We start from the raw sequence: 21164 nt of genomic DNA, 5'->3' as shown, positions 1-21164 counted from the left end.
TCTTCTCCCATCCCAAAAAAAACAACGCTCCGGCTCAGCCTGCTCCGCACGCTTATATGTTTTCCAGAAATTGCCCACGGCTCCAGAGCTAAGCTCGCCTCGCTCTTACACGACCGTTCGACTCACGTCTCACTCTCGCTACAGCCCCAGCTTTACGCATGGGGCTGTAAGCTCACATGGCCTCGGCCTTCGGCCGACGAATGTTCGCTCGACGACTTATCTTCTTCCGCCTTAGGGCATTTTAGAAGACTATTTGTTTAATAGTCCTTCGTGCAACGGACAGATTGATAACCGTACCGATGTAGTCCATCGTCCACCTCATAACCATCTCGATCAACTACAGTCCCCTTTCCCCAAAAGTAAGGTTTGACGAAAAAAAACGCTTTTTTGCAAAAATGAATTTCAGACCCCTGCCAATCATTGGGGTCCTTAGGCATCTTTGGTCCCAAATGTTTCCATTTTTCTCATTTTCATACAGAATCGCATTCTTGCTTATAATCAAGATTTTTCTTTAAGACCTCATCTTTCGTCATCCCCAACCGAATGCCATTGCTAAAAGAAATGCGAACAGAACATTCATTCGCGCAAAAAGCGGGTTTATATGCACCCCCAAAAATTTATTTTCACTTGCGGAACGGGATAAAAATGGATATATTGAATACGAATTACTAAAAGGGAAACAAATGGCTAGACCGAAAAGACCTACAATATGCATCAGCGTAAGGCTAAAAAGCTTTTTCCCAATCAATGGAAAAGCGGTCTACATAGCTTACGATTATAACGGGCACAAAGATGTCATTCCAGAAATGGCTTACTTCGGAAAAGACGAAGATGTAACGAATGGCAATGCTTATTGGATTGCAAAATGGGCTTTAAAAAAAAACGAAACCGAACTCAATCACAAATACAAGGCCAAAGTAGCCTACTTCGACGAAAATAGGAATAGATGTCCGCCTCCAGAGAGATGCGAGCGAAGAACGACGTTTACCGTAACATATAAAAAGAAAGGCGATGCAACGATCTATGTCCGGAAAACAATAGCCGACAACGAATACACCGCCAAAAATAATATGAAAAAAAAATTTCTTTCTGGAGAATTGGAATTTAATTGCGCCGACGGAGAATTGGAAATCATCTCAACCGAAACACGTCCAGGACGAAAGAAATAATCTTTAAACTTGATGTGTTTTAGTCAACATAAGCATCCCAGAGGATGCCCGCAAGGACCAACAGTCTCAAGGACTTCCATCCACCGCAGCTAATAAATTTTACAAATGTCATAATTTAACGCTTTAAAAATCTATATTACGACGTGAAGATGTTTTACTTCGGTGTTTATTTCCGCAAATTCATGGGCGAAATTGTTTACACAAGCGCGGAGCCTGATTGCCTAAACAGTCTTGTATAACATCTTCTTTTGTATATTATAATCAGCAACAGGGTGGTAGGTCGCCACCTGAGAAAAAAAGAAAGGCCAAATTGATGAAACAGGGTGGTAGGTCGCCACCTGAGATAAAAAAGAAAGGCCAATTTTTGCCGTTTTTTATATGAAAATATAAAGAACGGCTTTTTTTTGAGGAAAAATCATCCAGTGTTAGTTCTGATGTTCTTTTAGCTATTGATTTTGGATAGTTGAAAAACGTAGGTCCATTTTTCTATTATTTCGCTGTGCAATTTGACGAGATAACTTTCAAGGTCATTGCCCGCATCAGGAGCGATTTTCCGGACAAGTTCGGGATTCCGCGGCAGAGCGGGCTCTTGAAGAATTTGCGTTCGACGATTGTCTTTGAGCCGGAATTCAGGAATGCCGACGCGTTGCGCGGGCTGGAAGGCTTTAGCCACTTGTGGCTCTTGTGGATTTTTTCGGAGAACGTTCGCGATACCTGGAAGCCGACGGTACGCCCGCCCCGTCTTGGTGGCAATACGCGGCTGGGCGTGTTTGCGACGCGCAGTAGCTTTAGGCCGAATCCCTTGGCCATGAGCTGCGTCAAAATCGAGAAAATCAACCTGATGGGGGAGGGCGCGCCCTCCATTACGGTCAGCGGCGCCGACCTCATGGACGGCACGTCTATAGTAGACATCAAGCCCTACTTGCCGTACGCCGATTCCGTGCCCGAGGCCACAGGCGGTTTTGCCGAGGCGGTGCGCTTTAAAAAGCTCGAAGTCGAATTTGCCGCCGAGGCGCAAGCAGTTCTTGAAGGCACGGGATTTGCGCCCGGAAAATTGGCTCCGGAATTGCTCGAAGGCACGAGATTTGCGCCCGATGCTGCCGGTATCCCTGAAGTATCTGGTGCCGCCGGCGTAAAATTCCCCGCAGAAAAAAAGGCAGCTCTTGTGGAGCTGCTTTCCGAAGACCCGCGGCCCGCGTACCAGAGGTCCGCCGACCGCATTTACGGCATCAGGTTCGCCGGCTTCGAAATCAAGTTTCAAGTGCAGGGCGACCACCTGACGGTCGTCGCTATTTTACCATTACAGGCTTAGTGGCCTTGAACCCCTCGCCCTGGGCACTGACTACGTAGCGCCCGGCCGGGAGTCTGTCTGCAAGCACCAGGGTGTTGGTTCCGGCGTAGTTGCCACTCAAGTCCAGCACTTCCTTGCCGAGGCTAGAGTAAACCTTGACGGTGAGCTGCGTTGCCTTGGCGAGGCTCAACTGCACATTGCCGGCTTTGTTCACCGTAAGCGCCCCGCCCGCAAAGTGGTTTGCCTGCGCAATGCCCGTACCTGCCTCTGACGAAGAAGAAACTCCGTGATGGCTATGGCTGGAGCTGGATTTTGCTTCGCTAGAGCTGGAGGCGACTTCGCTACTGCTGGATTCAGCCGCGCTGCTGCTGGATTCTGCAACGGGTTTGAGCTTGTCACCCAGGACCTCGATCATCTTTTCGGCGTAGCGCTTGCCGAAGTCGCGGTATTCCTGCGAGGTGAAGTGTACGTTCTGACCATCGTTCAGAGCCTGGTTGAAGCCTTCGGAAGACACCACGTAGAAGTTCTTGGACTGCTGCGGAAGCTTGGCAATGTTGTTGTTCGCGCCCTTGCTCACGCCGCTGCGCAGCACTTCGCCCGCGAGGAACGGAATGTCGTTTTCGAGGCCTAAATCCTTGATAATGTTGTCGTAGACCCTCTTGACCTTGGAAGGCCACTGGCCATCGCCGGCATCGGTTTCGCCCTGGTGGAAGATGATGCCCTTGATAACGCCTTCTTCCTGGGCCTTCTTGGCCATCTCAATCAGGCGACCATAAGGGTTGCCGCCATAGGTGTTGATTCGCTGGGTCATCCAGCTCTGCTGTGTTTTAGCATAATTTGCGTAGGAGTCCTTGTCGAACAACTGGATGCTGCACCCTGCGACAGCGACCACAATGACGCCCACCTTGATCTGGGGGTCCGTCTTTTCGACCATGGTACGACCAAAATAGTCCGTGGGGCCGAGTTTTGCACCCTGACAGTGCGCAAGCGGAGGCACGGCAGTAGACCATTTGCCCTTGGTCTTCCCGGAACAGGAGCCATTGTCGGCCGCCCAGAGAACCTGGAAACGTTCGTCAACCGTCTTGTCCTGTTGCCCGACATCGCCCTGACCTTCCATGTTGGACTGGCCAAAGGCGAGATAGATGTGGAAATTCGGGTCCGGGGCTGCGTTTACTTGAGAAAGAGCCATTGCGAAGGCTGCTCCTAAAAGAAATTTTTTCATAATATACTCCAAACAAGAGGGAATAATTTCCCTTAAATTAAAAATAATCCATTACTATGGAGGAAATATAATTGTAAACTTTATTATGTTGTTGATTTTTACAACAAGAATTACTTATATTCAATGAAAACTTAGAGGTTTAATATGAAAAAAAGTTTTTTTGCCGTAGTTGCCGCCGGAGTTTGTGCAACAGCATTGCTGGTCGGATGTGGTGATTCCAGTTCATCTCCTTCCAAGAGCAGAGTGCAAAAGTGTGCTAATGGACTTACGGATGAATGCTTGATCGGAACCTGGAACATGGAAGGTTTGGTCAACATGCAGGCTATGCCGCATGCGGTCTGGCCCGCGTTTGATTATGCGTCTGCTCCTGGCAAGTTGGTATTTAAGGCTGACGGTACCTTGGAATTTTCGTACCCCACCAATGCCCCTGCAGACTTGATGGCGGACGCCGATTGTCTTGCAATCAAGGGATCCTGGAGTATCGAAGGGGGAGCCTTGAAGGTCAAGAATGTTACCCAGAACTTTGATAACATCCAGATGTGCGTATTGGAAAACATCTTTGTGAAGCAGTCTAAGCATTCCTCGAGTTCCATCACGGTCGTGCCGGAATTCAGCTCCGAAGGTGCCGTCGTCAAGATGGTTATCCCGCAGTTGTTGATGATGGGTGGAAAATCCCAGGCAACCGATGACGTGGCCTTCTTTAACTCGACGGGCGAAGTTTATACCTGCAAGTAGTTGCCTCCCGTTAAGGGCTTAAGAACTTTGCTCTGATAAAATCCCCGGCAGTAAAAGACTGTCGGGGATTTTTGTGTGTATTTGGAACTTGGGACGGTCAGCCTCGTTTAGGCGTAAGTCGACCGCTATTTCTTACTTGATAACGAGAACCCTGTGCTGGAGCGTTTTGCCGCTAGCATCCTTCAGGCGGGCCATGTACTTGCCTACGGGGAGCTTGTTCAGGCTGATAGCAGCGTTGCTGCCGATTTCGGTACTGAAGGCGAGCTTGCCGTTTGCGGCGTAGAGTTCGACGGTACTGTTTGCCGGGGCGTTCACATGGAGCGTACGCTTTTCAAGTTGCATGAAGGTGCTGCTCGAAACATTGATGCGGGAAATCTTTGTGACGAACTTGGTGCCTTCGGGTGCTCCCACGATGGTGCCGCGGCCGACCGTGCTCATGTACACGACGCCGAAGTTGTTCATGTCGCCCTGTACGAACTGTCCGTTACCCGGGCCGCCGAACTGGTGCATGTCGTCGTTAATGCGTTCGAAGGTCTTGCACTTGTCGGTGCTGCGGTAGATGCCGATCGGGTCGCCCGATTTTGCGGCACCCCAGATAAAGATGGTTTCGTAATCGGAGCCTTCTTTTGCCTTGCCGATACCCACGGAAATCGCTGTAGATGCGCCTTCGCAGTGGTTCCAGCTCTTGCCGCCGTCTTCGGTGTAGGCAAGTCCGTTTTCGCTAAAGCCCTTGGGGAGCCAGACTTGTGCCTGGTCCATCGGAACCCACAGGTGGCCTTCTTTCTTCGGGACGGTGCGGATGAGACCTGCGCCATTATAGTATTCTCCAGCACCTTCGTTTTGCAGGCGGGCGTCCTGGGCGACAAAGTTCTTGCCGGCGTCGGTAGACTTGTAGAGGGTGCCCATGGCATTCATGACGTAGAATGTTTTCGGGTCAGCCGGGTCGGCCACAATGCGGGCGTACTGCGTCTGCGTGCCGGTTTCGACAGCGGTCCAGCTGGCACCGTTGTCGTCGGAACGGTAGACGGTTGCACTCTGGTCGGGGCGGTGGAGAATCACCTTGCCGTCAGCAGAAAGCACGACAAGTCCCTTTTCCCCCTTGAGTTCGGTTTTCAGGGAATCCCAAGTGGCGCCCATGTCGTCAGAGCGGTACATCACGAAGAAGTTCTTGGATTCGTAGGTGTAGTACTTGGTGATTGTTCCGGTACGCAGCAATGATCCGCTGAGCGGGGCGTAACCCATGCTCTGCGTGGTGCCGATTGTCGGGGTGTGGCGCGGGGTGCTTTCATTGATGTTCGCGTAGGCAGCGCCATCGTAGTCGCCAATTGCGGTGACGAGCGGGCCGTTTGGAATGCTCACGATGTCGAGCGGAACCGTTTCTTCGATACCTTTGGACATGAACTTCCACACGGGAACCTTGGCGGTAATGTCTTCGGTCATAAAGATGCCGTTGCCGCTGGTGACCCAGGCTTCCTTGTTGTTGAAGGGGTTGATTTCCAGAGAACCGGCCCAGTGGATGGCGTTACCAGGAATCCAGGCGGTACCATTGGCGTCGATGTTTGGAATGTCGTTGTAATGTTGACCGTGAATCCAGTTCTTGCCGCCGTCAGTCGTGGTGTAGATGCGGTCGCCGTAGTTTTCCTTTTCGTCTTTGGTCACGTGGCGTCCGGTGTACTGGCCGAGAGTAGAAACGATGATGTGGTTCTTGTCCTTGGGGTCGATAGAGATGCCACCGTAGGAACATTCATTCTTTTCGTGAACGATGGTTCCGCCTTCTTTTTCGTTATCATCAAACGGGGTAATGTCGGTCCAAGTGCCTGCCTTGATGTTGTACTTGTAGACACCGCCCTTGGCGATGTTGTACGGGCCCGGGCCGTCGGCAAAGGTTACATACATGTCGCCGTCCACGATTTTGGCGCGGTGCGGCATCAGGCCTGTGGGAACTCCCTTGACGACTTCCCAAGTGGCACCGCCGTCGTGGCTCACCTGCAGGTTATCCTTGGTTTCAGAAGTGCCGATGTAGATTGTCGCGGTGCTGCCGTCGGCGAGCTTGCCCTGAGCCGGGTCGAAAAGGACGAAACTCACGCCATTCACGCCGTTCAGGCTGCTTTCGGTTGCGGAGGAAAGGGCGACCTTGTAAAGGCTGGTCCAAGTTTTACCGTAGTCGGTGCTCTTGTACACGCCCTTGGTGCGGCTACCGCAAAGAACGATGTTGCCCATGTTCGGGTCTACGGCCAGTTTTTCGCCGGTCTGGCGGCCCATGCCGTTGCCGTGGGCGAGCATTTCCACGTAGCTAGTGTCCCAAGTGTTGCCGAAATCTTCGCTGCGGAGCACGGCGGTGCGCCCTTTGCTAAAGTAACCCGTGCCGGCCAGCACGTAAATGCGCTTCGGGTCGTTCGGGTCGAGTGCAAAGGCTTCTGTTCCGTAAAGGCCCACATCGTTCTCGGAAATCCAGTCCATTAACGGGACCCAGGTCTTCTTGTCAAATTCAAAGCGGTAGATGCCGCCCACGTCGGTGCGGGCGTAAAGCAGGTTTTCGGCCTTCGGGTGGAAAATTACGGCCGAAACGAATCCGCCTCCGTCAAAGCGGACGTTTCCCCATTCGTATTTTTCGGCGTTTACGGCCGTGGCGAACATTCCGAGCGCCATAGCCGAAACGATTGTCAAGTTCCTGATGTTTCCAAACATGCCATCTCCATTTCTTCCTGTCATCCCCGCGTATGCGGGGATCCAGGTTGGTACGCCGCCCACGCAAGCACACGAATTTCGTCATCCCCGCGTATGCGGGGATCCGCGCACACTTCCTCGCGGAGTGCATCTACAACGATCGTCATCCCCGCGTATGCGGGGATCCAGGGGTACATTTCTTTTAGAAAATACCTAAAAAAAGCCCTCATCGGACAAAAAAAGGGCCTTTAACATATAATTATGTTTATGGATTCTCAACGATTGTAAAGAAATTACGCTTTTTAACCCTGGATTCCGGTATCCGGATGCTGGATGTTCTTGTAACTTTTCTCGGCACGCTCGTTACGGCGCTTGAGTTCCTTGTTCAGGGGCCAGTAGATAGCCGCAAAAAGCACGTAGCCGCACAGGAGCACAATCCAGTGGTTGAGACCGAGACCGATTTCCAGGTAACGCATCTCGATGAACATGAAAGGGCCCGCAATCAAGAACAGCGGCAGTTGCCTGCACTGGTCACCGAGAGAATAGCGGCTTTCGTAGCTCACGATGGAGTTCATCATCGGGAAACTGGTGCAAAAGCCACCCATAAGTTGCTTGATCAGCATGAGTCCGCTTACGACGCCTGCAATAGCCGGAGCCTTGATGTAGATCGGCAGGGGAGTCTTGTAGCGCACGCCAGATTTATAGCTCTGCGTCTGGAACATGGTGACCCCTACGATAAAGTCAAAGGCGCACGCTCCGATGAACCACGCTTCGGTATCGGGAATGCGCGGCATCAGGAAGGTGCCGAGCGCCACAAAAAACGCGAGCCCTGCGATAATGCTCGGCACGATAGGGACTTTGACTTTGTAATGCAAAATGCGCACGATATGCACGTACAAAAAGCACATGAATCCCGAAATAGCGTTAGCGGCCCCCATCGGAAGACCGACTGCAATGTAGGCGAAACCGCAGGGAATCGGAATCGTCGCCGTGACGGCCTTCAGTTGCGGGTCTTTCAGGTAGGCGCTCAAGGTGCCCAAAGCGGTCACCATGAAAATCAGGAGCCAGTCGTAAAGCGAAAAATGTAGGTTCAGTGCGGCAAGCATGGCCGCCTAAAGATAGAATTTTGGAACGTCGGTAAAAACGGTTAATTCTTTTTTTTCATCGTCATCTTGTTTTCGTACATGTCCTTGTCGGCATTCTTGAAAACCATGTCTACGGAATCTCCGCTACGGTATTCAGCGATACCCACGGCGGCAGAGAACCTTTCCCAGGGTTCCCTCGAGTTGTCGCTCTCGGTTTCGGAGAACTTCTGTTTTGTCTGGTTGATGAGTTCAGTACGGTTGTCATAGTCCGTGTTCTTGAGGATGACTACGAACTCGTCGCCTCCGATTCGGAACACGGGGGAGTGCCTAAAGATTGAGCAAATGATTTGGCATGCGCCATAGATATAGCTGTTCCCGTTCGAGTGCCCATAGCCGTCGTTGATATTCTTCAAGTTGTTGAGGTCGATCATCGCAATGGCAAAGGGAATCTTGTTTTCTGAAATTTCTTTTTCTAGCGCCCTGATGGCCCTGTCATAGGCAATCTTGCTTCCAACATGGGTCAAGGCGTCCTTGTAGGCCAAGAGCGTCATGTCCGCAGCCGTCTCTTGGGCAGACTTGATTTTTTCTTCTGCAGACATCATGCTCAGTATATATTTCCGCATATCATCTGACATCTGAGAAATGGCTCTGGCCAACGATTCAACTTCGTTTCCCGTATGAATGTTCGGCGTATCGAAGACTAGTTCTGTGGGATCCTTGTGGTTACGGCTTTTTTCTGCGAATCTACGGGCACTTTTTTCTAGGGCGAGAATCGGTCCCGTGATATTGTGGCGGAGCCAGACAATCAAGATAAGGCCGAATAGCAATCCCAGAATGATTGTAAGCATCACATTGTAAAATACGTAGGAATTGACTGTATTATGCAGGGATGCAATAGAAATGTCGGCGCAAATGAGGGCGTAATTTTTTCCGCTGGAATTCGCTAGCGGCTTGCAGCCTGTATAGGCGGCTCCCCATTCAGAATCTTCCTCGAAAAACATAATGTCGGACTGTTCCATGACTTTGTTGTATTTCTGGATTTCTTCGTAGGGGTATGCTTCCGAATAATCCAAAAGCGGCATGTCCGTTTCGCCACGGTCGCGCTCGGCTTGGCTCGTGGCAGAGATTACGTTTACCATCAACGTATCTCTGGTGAAAACGATGTAGAGGTAAAATAGCTCTAATTCATCAACCATTCCGTTCAGCGTCTGCTGAAGCTGCTTGTATTTCTCGGAAGTTTCCCTGGTCTGGACGCAATTATAAAGGTCGTCGGCATCAATCTGGCTGTGTACATAGTTCAAGATATTGTCCAGACGGTCGTCGTATTGCTGGAACAAAGATTTCGAAAAGGACTGGTAGGATTGCAACAAAAGAAAGAAGCACATGAACGTGATGAACAGTGCGCTCCCCAGAATGATGCTTTGTTGAATAGGTCTTTTGTATGCGGTCATACGTTCTCCATCTAACATGGAAAAGTAAATTTTTTCGAAACAAAGGGAATTCCCCAATCCAAATTTTTTGAAAAAAAATATTCCAACTCGGAATACTCCAAGTTGGAATGAGGCTTTTTGGATGAGATTTCAAGCTAGCGGAATCTGCGGGGGAGCGGTTTCCCTTCGGCGATCCACCCGTTGTACTCGGCGGCGGCGGTATAAAGTACGTCGGTAGAGGAGTTGAGGGCCGTTTCAAGGCTATCTTGAACAACACCGATAATGAACCCGACTCCGACAACCTGCATGGCGATGTCGTTGGAAATTCCAAGGAAGGAACAGGCCAGCGGAATCAAGAAGAGGGATCCACCGGCAATGCCGCTTGCACCGCATGCACCGATGGTGGAAACCACGCAGAGAGTCAATGCCGTCGGGAAATCTACCGAAATACCCAGGGTATGCGCCGTAGCAAGGGTCATAATGGCGATCGTGATGGCCGCTCCGTTCATATTGATGGTTGCACCCAGGGGAATCGAGACGGAATAGAATTCGCGGTCAAGCTTTAGCTTGCTGCAGGCTTCCATGTTCACGGGAATGTTGGCGGCGGAGCTCCTGGTAAATAGCGCCGTAATTCCACTTTCCTTGAGGCAGTAAATCAGGAGCGGATACGGGTCGCGCTTGAGGGCGAAGCTCACAATCAACGGGGCCACAACAAAAGTGACAAAGAACATTGTTCCGGCAAGGAGTCCGATCAGGACTCCGTAGGTCTTGAAGATGCCGATACCGTTTGTAGCAGTCGCCGAATGGATCAATCCCAAAATGCCGAACGGGGCGAGATTGATGAACCAACGGACGATGGCGGTCACGGCGATGGCGCAGTCGTTGAGCAGGTTCTTCGTGGATTCGTTGGCATGGTTCCTGATGGCGATACCGAAAATGACCGACCAGACCAGGATACCGATGTAGTTCGCTTGTGTAATCGCCTCGAAGGGGTTTGAAACTGCACGGACAAGCAAGTTGTTCAGAATTTCGCCGATTCCTTTGGGGAGTATCGCCGAGGTGGTCGCCTCGTGGGCGAGCTGCAGGTTCTGCGGGAAAAGGAAACTGGCTGAAATGGCGATAAGCGAAGCCAGAATGGTGCTGACCAGGTAGATGGCGAAAACTTTTCCGAAACGGCGGTCGAGTGTGGTTTTGCCCATGGCAAGCGAGTTCACGATCAAGATGAACACAAGGATGGGGGCTATGCCCTTCATTGCTCCCACGAACAGGACACCGAGTTCACCAATCCATTTTTGTCCGGGAAGCAGGATTCCGAGAAGGGTGCCAATTGCGATAGCAATGGCGATACGATAGTTCAGCTTGATGCCGTTGTACTTAGAAACCAGTTTTTTAAACATTTTATTCCCTCTGGAAAAAAATATAGCTAAACATTCGAAAAATGGCATAATTGCAAAAAAAATGATTCTGTAACAAATAAAAACTGTTGTTTGTTTAGAATAAATGTATTTTATGGGAAGGAGAATCTGTGTTATGGAGTCGTTGCAATATACATCGCTTGCGCAGATGTTCTTTGCGAATTGTGACCGCGAGGATTTCGCGGGCTGGTTCCATCGTAAACCCGGTGGCTGGGAACATTTTTCGCGAACGCGCCTGCGCAATGAAACGCAGTTCATAGCGCTTGCCTTAAGAAATCGAGGCCTTTCGGCAGGCGAAAGCATCGGAATCGTTGCAAACAGCAGTCCCGAATGGATAATGGCCGATGTGGCATGCCAACTCAACCAAGCTCGCGTGGTTCCGCTTTTCCCGAATATTTCGACAGAAAACTTCACATTTCAATGCGACGACGCCTTGGTGCAGGTGTTGCTCCTTTATAAATTAAGTGACCTTTCTCCGTCCATCCGCACGTTGATGTCCCGTTTCAAGGCGGTTATCTGCATCGATCCGGAGTCGGAACTTCCGCCGAACGGAATCTACTGGGTGGACCTTCTTAAAGAGGGCGAGTCGCTCTCGAAGCGGCCCGAGTCTTCTCTGTGGTTGAACGACCAGATGCATGCACTCACCTTGGATGACGTGTTTACGATTATCTATACGAGCGGCTCTACGGGAACTCCGAAAGGCGTGGAACTGACGCATCGAAACATGCTTTCCCAAATTCAGGTAATCAAGTGCGATTTCTTGCAGATAAACCGTTCTGAAGATGTCTGCCTGGTTGTCTTACCGGTGGCGCATGCTTTTGAGCGTATGTCGGTCTATTTTTATATTTTGTATGGGGCCAAGGTCTACTTTGCCGATACGCCGCGGCATATTCCTGAATGTATCCACGAAATCAGTCCGACTGTCATGACGGTGGTTCCGCGTATCCTGGAACGGCTCTACGAGAATATGACTGCCGCGGGCGAACAGATTCACGGAGTGCAGAAGTTTGTCTTTGAACACGCCCTTACCTATGCCAAGAATCGAAATCCATTGGCGCATAAAAGTTTTGTTTGGAAATTTTACGACAAGGTTGTCTACAACAAGCTGCGCAAGGCCATGGGCGGTCGTTTTCGCCTGGTGATTTCTGGCGGAGGGGCTTTGAACAAGTCTATTTGCCGATTCCTTTTGAATGTCGGGTTCAACGTGTGCGAAGGGTACGGCCTTACGGAGTGTTCTCCTGTTGTCAGCGTGAATCGACCGGGAATGGCTCGTCCGGGAAGCGTGGGGCAACCGCTGACACACTTGCAGGTTAAGATTGGCGAACACAGCGAAGTTCTGGTGAAAGGGGACAGTGTGTTCAAAGGATACCGTAACCGCGACAACTTGAATGCCGAAATCTTTACGGAAGATGGATTCTTTAGAACGGGCGACCAGGGGTATTTTGACCGCGACGGCTATCTGTATCTGACGGGTCGACTCAAGGAACTCCTGAAGACGAGTACTGGCAAGTACGTCAGCCCCAATCCCATTGAGCTGGAACTTTCTAGGCATTTGCTGATTGAACAGGCTTTGGTAATTGCCAACGACCGCAAGTTCACGTCGGCGCTGATTTTCCTGAACCCGGTGAATGCGAAACGTTTCTTGCAACGCACCGAGAAAGATTTCAGTGTCCAACGGGCGCTCAAGTCCAAGCGTATTCGCGAATCCATTGAACGGCATATCGAACGGGTCAACGGCAAGTTGAATCACTGGGAGCAGATTTGCAAGTGGACCTTGATCGGTGACGAACTTACGGTTGAATCGGGGCTACTGACGCCGACCTTGAAAATCCGGCGTTCCGTAGCCGAAGCGCGGTATGCCGAAGAAATCGAGAAGATGTACGAAGAATAGGAAAAAGTTTGATTGGCAATCGATCGAGCCTATCAGGGGCTTGTTGCTTTTATAAATTTGTTTCGCTGAATGAAAATGTGTTGGAGGCATTATGGCTATTGCGATGGAAGAAACGGTGAATCCGATGGAATATACGCAGGTGTTCAAGGTGGAACCTGAGATGATTGATGACAACCACCATTTTAATAATGTGTGGTCTGTCAAGTGGATTCAAGATATCGCGATTGCCCATTCCGATTCTGTCGGTGGCACGACCCTGATGCATGAACTCGGTGCCGCCTGGATGATTCATATTCAGCATGTGGAATACAAGAACCAGGCCTTCCTAGGCGAAGAGATTCGTGGAACGACCTGGGTAGCCGCTTACGGCAAGGTTGCGACTTCGCGTCGCTGCCGGTTTGAACGCATTTCCGACGGTAAAGTTATTTTTGAATCGGATACGCAGTGGGTGCTGGTGGATGTCAAGCGTGGGCGTCCGATGGCGATTCCCGACGAAATGAAACGACTCTATGTCGGACATTAAGTCGTCAGCGACGACTTAACGGCCGTTGCAACCTTTGTCTCCATAAGTGGAGAAACAAGTCCCGTTATCGGTGAAGAATGCCTGGTTCCATTTTTTGCCGTTAGGCAGGATGTATATCTCTAAAGAAATTCCCGGGTGATTGACGTCTGTCCAGCGGGCACTCATTGTATAGCGGGTGTTTTCGTTTTTTTTACCCTTGTTTAGGGCTAGACTTGTAAACATGGGCTTTTTCGGAGCGGTTCTTTGCCATTCGGCATTATTGTTGTTGGAGTCTTTCCACGAGAACGAGGTGTAGGTATCGGTTTCTTTCTTGTATGTCCCTTTGATTCGGTCGGCGACAATGTCGGCGACCCCTTCGAATCCTGCTTCTCTGAGGGCGTCGCACCAGGTTCCGCTTGTTCCGAGGATTTCGCTTACATTATAAGTGTTGTTGGCACTGTTGTGACTATTCTGGACATTGACAGAAAGGCCGTTGTGCACTTCGATGACAAAGAGGGTGGCTCCTCTTTCGTACTTGAAACCCTCGTACATCTTGTCGATCAGTTTCTGGAATTGTTCGTCGTTCATTTTTTTCGCGGTAACCGTATTGGTCAAGGCGGTTTCGTTTTCGATCAAAGCCTTGTTGAGCGCATCCCTCAGGTAATAAAGCTTCATGAGGTCCGTTTTTTCTTTAGTCTTTTCGATGACATTGAACAGCTTTGGAACGCCGACCGTTGCTAGGACACCCATGATCACGATAACGACCATGATTTCAATAAGGGAAAAGCCCTTTTTGCGCCGGTTATTTTCCGACGCCCTATTGAAGCTTGATACGCGAATCATATTTTTTCCTAATCTTGATTGTAAATATAACTTTAAAAAAACGAAAAGGGGAAAGGCAAAATTTTAAATTAGGATGCTAAAACTGTGAAAATATCCTTTTTTTTCTAATTTTGTCCTAGAAAATAATCGAACGATTGTTTTTAGTGATTGAATTTGCCTTATGCTTACCTCTCTTGCACTCATCTTTTTATTGGGGCTTCTGCTCGGATCGATCTTTTTGAAACTGAAACTTCCGAGTATTTTGGGGATGATTCTTACGGGGATTATTCTCGGACCGCATGTATTGAACTTGTTGCGGCCTGCGTTCCTCGATATTTCGGCCGATTTGCGTCAGCTTGCGCTTGTCATCATCTTGACGCGGGCAGGACTCACTCTCGATATTCACGAATTCAAGCGGATTGGCCGTTCGGCACTCCTGATGTGTTTTGTGCCTGCGACAGTGGAAATCGTTGGCGTGGTGGTGCTTGCGCCGCCACTGATGGGTGTCACTTATTGGGAGGCGGCCCTTATGGGCTCCACGATTGCGGCGGTTTCGCCTGCGGTGGTCGTGCCGCGAATGCTCAAGATGCTCGAAGAACGTCGCGGCGTAAAACATGGCATCCCGCAGATGCTTTTGGCGGGGTCGTCACTAGACGATGTCTACGTCCTGGTGACATTTGCTGCATTTTTGGCGCTTCTTAAGGGGGAGGCCGTTTCGGCAACGAGTTTCTTGGCAGTACCCGTTTCGATTGCCTTGGGCGCTTTGGTCGGGGTTATTTGCGGATTTGCGTTGGTATGGTTCTTCAAGCACCGGCACATGCGCGATACCGTCAAGGTGTTGATCATTCTCAGTTTTGCATTCCTTTTGAACGAACTGGAACATGATATTAGCCATATCGTGCCTTTTAGCGGAATGATCGCGGTGGTGGCGATTGCGGCGTGCATTTACGGGAAACACCCGGAACTTGCAAAACGCATCAGCGGAAAATTCACGAAGTTCTGGGTCGCTGCTGAAATTATTTTGTTTGTGCTGGTGGGTAGCACCCTGGATGTCGCTTATGCCTTTACGGCGGGAATCGGGGCGATTATCGTGGTGCTCGGAGCGATGATTTTCCGTATGGGAGGTGTCTTCGTTTGCATGTTGCGCACACCCTTGAGCAAGAAGGAACGACTCTTCTGCATGTTGGCTTATGTGCCCAAGGCGACCGTTCAGGCGGCAATCGGGGGAGTCCCCCTCAGTTTTGGGCTTGCCTGCGGTAATGACGTGTTGACACTTGCGGCGGTAGCCATTATGGTGACCGCTCCGCTCGGGGCAATCTTCATCGATAAAACGTACCGGCGGCTTGTCGCGGTAGACGAAAATTAGGAACAGCGGAGCACTTGACCCGGACGGATCATGTTGCCCTTGATGTTGTTCAACTGCTTGAGGCGCCTGATTGAAATTCCGTACTTGCGGGCGATTTTTCCGAGGCAGTCGCCTCGGCGAACCTTGTAGTAGCGGTGCTTGGCGAGTTCTTTCTGGAAATCCGCTTCGACGAGTTGTAGCTTGACTTCGTCGATTTCGGTCATCGCGTTGAGGAATGTACCTTCTTCGAAATTGAAGACCGTTGCGGGGTCGATGTAGTTTCCGTTGAATCGCATCTCAAAATGCAGGTGCGCTCCGAAAGAACGCCCCGTGTTGCCTCCGACGCCGATAGTATCGCCGGCCTGCAGTGTATCGCCGACATTGACTTGCCAGCTGGCGAGGTGTGCATATAAAGTAGTGAGGCCGTTCCCGTGGTCGAGGATGACGTATTTTCCGTAGCCCTTGCGACGGCCTTGGTTGCGGACCTTGACGACTGTTCCCTTGAATGCAGCGACAATGGTGCGGTCTTCGCCGTGGCAGAGTCCCAAATCGACCCCTCGGTGCATACGGTAGGTTCGGATGCCGTAAGGGGCTGAAACGCGCCTGCTTGCAGACGGAACAAAGGCGGTTGTCATGTCAAGCGTGAGTTTTTGCAGCGAATCTATGGTTGCGGAATCGGCTTCGGCCATGTCGGCCTCGAGTTCCGCTTCGGCTTCTTCACTTTCAGCACCAGCTTCTTCGTTGCCTTCTTCGGTGCTTTCATCGTTGTTTGAGGCAAGAGAATCTGTTTGGGGGAAATCAGTTAAAGAATCGGAGAGAGAATTAGTGCTTGCCACCTCGTTAGAAATGACGGGGGAGTTTCCGGCATCTTTTAGATTGAGGCTTTCCGTGGCTTTCCATTTTTGTGAAGAGTCTTCAACGGCAATAATTTCTTTCGCCGCATTTTCTTTACCGTTTTCAATCAGTGTCTCTGAAGTGGATGAAATATCGATTTCTTTTGCGAAAAGCGCAAAAGGCAACAAGGCGGTCAGTGTAAGGGTCGTCCATTTCATAAAAGTGTTTGGAAATGTAGAAAAAAGTTTTTTGAAATTTTATTTGATGGGCTCGGTATCTTGATTTTTCTATCTTTGGAAAACAATCGGATTCATTGTAAAATTATGATTAGTATTACCAAGCTTTTGATGGATACGCCGAATTACGGCGACCAGCTGCGTTATGAACCCAAGGCCCATGAATGCAAGAACGGCGTTGCTCCGGGTCGCGGCCCCGTGGTGGTGTGGAATTGCACCAAGACTTGCAACCTGAGTTGTGTGCACTGTTATGCCCGTTCCGAGGCTATTAAGTACCAGAACGAATTGACCCACGAAGAAGGCTTGGCGTTAATTGATCAGTTGGCCGATTTCAAGGTTCCGGTAATTCTCTTTAGCGGCGGTGAACCTTTGCTCCGTCCCGATTTTTTTGAATTGGCAAATTATGCGGCCTCTAAGGGAATTCGCCCGACTATCAGCACCAACGGCACCTGCATTACGCCTGAGGTCGCCCAAAAACTCAAGGACATGGGTGTGGGCTACGTGGGCATTAGCCTCGATGGCTGCGAAGCGACCCACGACAAGTTCCGCGGCAAGGAAGGCGCATACAAACTCGCTTTGCGCGGAATCCGCAATTGTGTGGCGACGGGCCAGAAGGTGGGGCTCCGCTTTACGATTACGCGCTACAACGTGCAAGACTTGAATGCGATTTTTGACTTGCTCGAAGCCGAAAATATCGACCGCGTGTGCTTCTATCACCTGGTTTACAGCGGCCGCGGCTCGGCGATGGTGCAAAATGATTTGAATCATGAAGAAAGCCGCAAGGCTATCGATTTGATTATTGACCGTACGCTCGACTTCAAGAAACGTGGAGTCAACAAGGAAATCTTGACGGTGGATAACCACGCCGATGCCATTTACCTGTATCGCCGTATGCAGCGCGAAGATCCGGCTCGCGCCGAGAAGGTGCTTGAACTCATTAGGCGCAATGGCGGCAACCGCAGCGGCATGGCCTTCGGTAACGTCGACAGCATCGGAAACGTTCACCCCGACCAGTTTACGCAGTATATTACGCTCGGCAACGTACGCGAACGCAGTTTCGGCGAAATCTGGAGTGACGAATCGAATCCGATTATGGCGGGCCTCAAGAACAGGAAGCCGATTCTGAAGGGACGCTGCCCCAAGTGCGCCTACCTGAACCTCTGCAACGGCAACTTCCGCACTCGCGCCGAGGCGGTGACAGGAGACTTCTGGGAAGAAGATCCGGCCTGCTACCTGACGGACGAAGAAATTAATGGATAATGTGGAGTGTGGAATGTGTAGTGAAAATCATCTCACACCACACACTTCAGTCGAGAAACACTTTCCCGCTTAAGTCATTCTGGAGGGACTCTGGACCCTGTAAGGGGATAGAGGACCGACGGAATCCAAAAAATGAACGAACCTGAACAGAATATTCTCGCTATCATCCAGGACGTATTTCCTTTGGAGGAACGTCCGTATCTGGTGTTGGCGGAGCAGCTTGGCTCCGATGAACAGAGCGTTTTTGCTGCAGTCGAGAATTTGCGCCAGTCTGGCATTATTCGCCGTATCGGTGGTGTGTACGATTCTAAAAAGCTCGGCTTTATTTCGAGACTTTGTGCGGGCAAGGTGCCAACGATTTCGGCAGGAACTTCCGATGATTCCGCCTTGAATGAGTTCGCAGCCACTGTGAATGAAATTCCCGCGATTACACACAACTATGTGCGCAGTCACGAATACAACGTCTGGTTTACCATAATAGCCCGGTCCGAAACGGAAATTCAAAAGATTGTAGATGAAGTTTGTTCAAAAACAGAACTGCACGATGTCCATATCCTGAATGCGACCAAGAAGTTCAAAATCAATACGGTGATGGGTGCTGGCGCACCAGCAAACAGAATTGGTGACGAAAAACGTCATTGCGAGCCGAAGGCGAAGCAATCTCCTGCCCACTTTTTATCCGCAAATGACAGAGCCCGAATCCGCATTGCCTGCACCGATATTCCGCACACCCTCACGCCGTTTAAGGATTGGGGCGTTACGTGCGACGAACTCCGCGACGACATCGCGCAAAAGAGAATGCGTCGTTTCGGGGCTATTCTCCGGCATCAAGAAGCGGGTTTTGCTTTTAACGCCATGGTCTGCTTTGCAAATTCCGAATTCGGATTTCAGAATTCGGAATTGAAAAAAGCGGGCGAAATTTTAGCAGGCAAGCGTTATATTTCGCATTGCTATGAGCGTCCTTCTTTCGAAGGTTTCCCGTATACACTTTACGCTATGATGCATGCCCAGTCCGCCGAAGAACTGGACCGCAATATCAAAGAGGCGGCCGCATCGATTGGTAACCCTGATTACGCCGTGTTGCATTCGTTGCATGAACTCAAGAAAACGAGTTTCCGCTTTTTCGCCTAAAAGGCGGTTATCTAACATTTATTTCAATTCCCACGCGGTGGCCTGTTTCGAAACCGAACAGCGTTCCTTCGTGGATTTCGTAATTGAGCCCTAATCCGACGGATAATCCTAAAATGTTGAAGTAGCGCATGGCGTCGAACTTCATTTTCGTGCCGCGGTACTTGTCCTTCATACCGCGATAACGCTTGTCCAGATTGCGATTTTCGGATTCTTCAATTCTGGCCTGGTAAAGGAAAACTTCGCTGAATTCCCAACCGGTCTTTAGTGAATCGTTCCAGCCGGGCCGCCACACGAAAGACGCCTTCAGACCGATTTCGTCGCCGGGCTTGTAATTTTTGTCTTCAAGGAAGGTGTTGTAACGGATGGCTGCTCCCAGAATGAGGTTCTTTGAAAACTGAAGCAAGCCGAACGGTTCCACATTCAATCGGTGAAAATGGTTCTTTGGGGAGCCTTCGCCGGGCGGGAACTGCCAACCGGCATTTAGCCCCAGGTAAGGGAAAATCAACCCTTTTGCGCCCAGGTACGTTTCGTTAAAGCCGTTGACATGTAGGTTGCAGTAATTGTGGATGTAGCCTTCGGTGGAATATTCGTAGCTGTAGCTTAGGAATCGGAACGCCCCGTCTACATAAAGACTTAGCCGCGGATGTACCGCATACTCTGCCGAGACCTCCATGTCGCCGCTGTAAACGTCTTCGTCTAACTCGACAGTCCCTTGAACGGAAATCGAACTTGTAGGTGGCAAAATCGGATGCAGGGATTCTGTGGCAAAACAGGTCACAAAACCAATCGATAGAAGGCATCCGACAAATTTGTTCATATTCTAAATATATATATTTCCAATGATGTTTTCGGCTCTGTTCAAGATTAACTCGCTTAAACGACTTGTCGCACTCTTGTGTTGCATCGTTTTTTCGGCTTGCTATTGGGCCGAAACCGAAGAAAATCCAGACTACTTGCCGATGGACGATTCGATGTACCCGTATGCCGGGCTTCCACGACTCGTCATCGAAATTGAAAACTTTGCAGGGCTGCGAGATCGGGAAACGGAATTCCCTTCAAAACTCCAGATTTACGGGGAAAAATCCCCCGAAAGCGAAGTTCTGGAACTGACCGTACGCGGTCGAGGCAATTCTAGTTTCAAAATGCCCAAGTACGGCATGAAATTGGAATTTAAGGACAAAGTGGAACTCTTTGGAATGCCCAAGAACCGTGACTGGGCGCTTATTGCCAATTATGGAGATAAGACTCACTTGCGCAACTACATGATGACGCGTCTTTCGGAATGGCTTGGGGCTCGTTATACCCCTCGGATGCAGTTCGTTGAACTTTATCTGAACCGGAAGTATATGGGGCTTTACCTGCTTTCAGAAACCGTCAAGGTGGCTAAAAATCGAGTTCACATCGAAGAAAACGACACGACGTTCCTTGTCGAAAAAGAAGATGTGAAAAAATACGATCCTCCTTATGTGATTACCGACAATAAGAACATTTATCATATCCGTTCACCGAAAAATCCTCCGGAAGAATCCTTGGAACTTTTGCAGAATCACCTGAACGAATTTGAAAAATTTTTGAAGAACCGCTACCTATATGAGGACGAAGAAATCCTGAATTGGATTGATTTGGAAGATTACCTGTTGTATTACTGGGTTCAGGAATACTCCAAGAACGAAGACGGAAATTATGCACGCAGCGTTTTCTTTACCTGGACAAAAGGGAAGCCGATTCATTTTGGTCCATTGTGGGATTTTGACTTGTCCTTCGGAAACGCGTCGCGTACGCAGAACCAGAACCCCGAGGACTGGTATATCAGGGAATACCGCTTGAATTACTATATCGTGAATAATCCCGTGGTAGATAGTGCGGTTGCTGTCTACTGGAAAGAGCATCGTGAAATATTCAAGGAACTTATCGACAGTATTCCCGTTTATCGTTCGATTATTGAACGCGCTATCGAGAATGAATATAGGCGATGGCCCATCATGAGCAATACCGAAAACTGGGCGCTCAAGGATCCCTACGATTCTTATGACGAAGCTGTAGAAACGATGGCGTCCTGGATGCGCAAACGCTTCGAGTGGATCGATGAGGAAATTCAGAGTTCGGAATTCGAAAATCGGAATTAGAAA

General features: G+C 50.0%; 17 protein-coding genes. 9 read left to right on the top strand and 8 right to left on the bottom strand.

Annotated features, from left to right (window positions below):
• The first annotated feature begins 683 nt into the window (after window positions 1–683).
• Together BUA93_RS07200 and tsaA are read left to right on the top strand one after the other, a co-directional pair.
• Window positions 684–1169, top strand: coding sequence for a hypothetical protein (locus BUA93_RS07200; protein WP_072978476.1), 486 nt, complete (start codon window positions 684–686; stop codon window positions 1167–1169).
• Between the two features lie 499 nt (window positions 1170–1668).
• Window positions 1669–2481, top strand: coding sequence for a tRNA (N6-threonylcarbamoyladenosine(37)-N6)-methyltransferase TrmO (gene tsaA / locus BUA93_RS16390; protein ID WP_217650992.1), 813 nt, complete (start codon window positions 1669–1671; stop codon window positions 2479–2481).
• Here tsaA and BUA93_RS07190 read toward each other — a convergent pair.
• Window positions 2459–3682, bottom strand: a complete 1224-nt coding sequence (locus BUA93_RS07190) for a sialate O-acetylesterase (RefSeq protein WP_072978475.1) — start codon at window positions 3680–3682, stop codon at window positions 2459–2461. The two genes, tsaA and BUA93_RS07190, sit on opposite strands and share 23 nt — an antisense overlap.
• Before the next feature lie 144 nt (window positions 3683–3826).
• Between BUA93_RS07190 and BUA93_RS07185 the strand changes: the two genes are divergently transcribed.
• Window positions 3827–4417: a hypothetical protein gene (locus tag BUA93_RS07185; protein WP_139257858.1), complete on the top strand. Its 591-nt coding sequence runs from the start codon at window positions 3827–3829 to the stop codon at window positions 4415–4417.
• A 132-nt stretch (window positions 4418–4549) separates the two neighbouring features.
• Here BUA93_RS07185 and BUA93_RS07180 read toward each other — a convergent pair whose 3' ends face one another.
• The 4 genes from BUA93_RS07180 to sstT form a co-directional block, all read right to left on the bottom strand.
• Window positions 4550–7105: a VPS10 domain-containing protein gene (locus tag BUA93_RS07180; protein ID WP_072978473.1), complete on the bottom strand. Its 2556-nt coding sequence runs from the start codon at window positions 7103–7105 to the stop codon at window positions 4550–4552.
• A gap of 281 nt (window positions 7106–7386) precedes the next feature.
• Entirely contained in the window at window positions 7387–8190 is an 804-nt protein-coding gene (locus tag BUA93_RS07170; protein WP_072978471.1) for a hypothetical protein, read from the bottom strand.
• Between the two features lie 41 nt (window positions 8191–8231).
• On the bottom strand, window positions 8232–9620 hold the full coding sequence (locus BUA93_RS07165; RefSeq protein WP_072978470.1) for a sensor domain-containing diguanylate cyclase: 1389 nt from the start codon (window positions 9618–9620) through the stop codon (window positions 8232–8234).
• Window positions 9621–9754: 134 nt separating this feature from the next.
• Complete coding sequence (gene sstT / locus BUA93_RS07160; protein ID WP_072978469.1) at window positions 9755–10996, bottom strand: serine/threonine transporter SstT; 1242 nt, start codon at window positions 10994–10996, stop codon at window positions 9755–9757.
• A gap of 133 nt (window positions 10997–11129) precedes the next feature.
• On the opposite strand from sstT, the gene BUA93_RS07155 reads away from it, so the two are divergent.
• Both BUA93_RS07155 and BUA93_RS07150 read left to right on the top strand, forming a co-directional pair.
• Complete coding sequence (locus tag BUA93_RS07155; protein ID WP_254793895.1) at window positions 11130–12905, top strand: AMP-dependent synthetase/ligase; 1776 nt, start codon at window positions 11130–11132, stop codon at window positions 12903–12905.
• 91 nt (window positions 12906–12996) lie between these two features.
• Window positions 12997–13428, top strand: a complete 432-nt coding sequence (locus tag BUA93_RS07150) for an acyl-CoA thioesterase (protein ID WP_083597214.1) — start codon at window positions 12997–12999, stop codon at window positions 13426–13428.
• A 15-nt stretch (window positions 13429–13443) separates the two neighbouring features.
• Here the strand turns inward: BUA93_RS07150 and BUA93_RS16700 are convergent, their stop codons facing one another.
• The gene (locus tag BUA93_RS16700) at window positions 13444–14250 is read right to left on the bottom strand and encodes a type II secretion system protein (RefSeq protein WP_072978467.1); all 807 of its coding nucleotides are present in this window, start codon (window positions 14248–14250) and stop codon (window positions 13444–13446) included.
• A gap of 160 nt (window positions 14251–14410) precedes the next feature.
• Between BUA93_RS16700 and BUA93_RS07140 the strand changes: the two genes are divergently transcribed.
• Window positions 14411–15595 carry a cation:proton antiporter gene (locus BUA93_RS07140; RefSeq protein WP_072978466.1) on the top strand — a complete coding sequence of 395 codons (1185 nt, stop codon included), beginning with the start codon at window positions 14411–14413 and terminating at the stop codon, window positions 15593–15595.
• Here BUA93_RS07140 and BUA93_RS07135 read toward each other — a convergent pair.
• A complete protein-coding gene (locus BUA93_RS07135) occupies window positions 15592–16626 on the bottom strand; it encodes a M23 family metallopeptidase (protein ID WP_072978465.1) in 1035 nt (344 codons plus the stop codon). The two genes, BUA93_RS07140 and BUA93_RS07135, sit on opposite strands and share 4 nt — an antisense overlap.
• A 105-nt stretch (window positions 16627–16731) precedes the next feature.
• Here BUA93_RS07135 and nirJ1 point away from each other — a divergent pair, with 105 nt between their 5' ends.
• Together nirJ1 and BUA93_RS07125 are read left to right on the top strand one after the other, a co-directional pair.
• On the top strand, window positions 16732–17904 hold the full coding sequence (nirJ1, locus tag BUA93_RS07130; RefSeq protein WP_072978464.1) for a putative heme d1 biosynthesis radical SAM protein NirJ1: 1173 nt from the start codon (window positions 16732–16734) through the stop codon (window positions 17902–17904).
• 132 nt (window positions 17905–18036) lie between these two features.
• Window positions 18037–19035: a siroheme decarboxylase subunit alpha gene (locus BUA93_RS07125; protein WP_072978463.1), complete on the top strand. Its 999-nt coding sequence runs from the start codon at window positions 18037–18039 to the stop codon at window positions 19033–19035.
• A 7-nt stretch (window positions 19036–19042) separates the two neighbouring features.
• Here the strand turns inward: BUA93_RS07125 and BUA93_RS07120 are convergent, their stop codons facing one another.
• Entirely contained in the window at window positions 19043–19852 is an 810-nt protein-coding gene (locus tag BUA93_RS07120; RefSeq protein ID WP_072978462.1) for a hypothetical protein, read from the bottom strand.
• Window positions 19853–19874: 22 nt separating this feature from the next.
• On the opposite strand from BUA93_RS07120, the gene BUA93_RS07115 reads away from it, so the two are divergent.
• The gene (locus tag BUA93_RS07115) at window positions 19875–21161 is read left to right on the top strand and encodes a CotH kinase family protein (RefSeq protein ID WP_072978461.1); all 1287 of its coding nucleotides are present in this window, start codon (window positions 19875–19877) and stop codon (window positions 21159–21161) included.
• Window positions 21162–21164: the final 3 nt, after the last annotated feature.

Source organism: Fibrobacter sp. UWH4 (assembly GCF_900142475.1).
GTDB lineage: Bacteria > Fibrobacterota > Fibrobacteria > Fibrobacterales > Fibrobacteraceae > Fibrobacter.
Note: the sequence above shows the minus strand (reverse complement) of the source record. Positions and strands in the feature narration are given on the sequence as shown.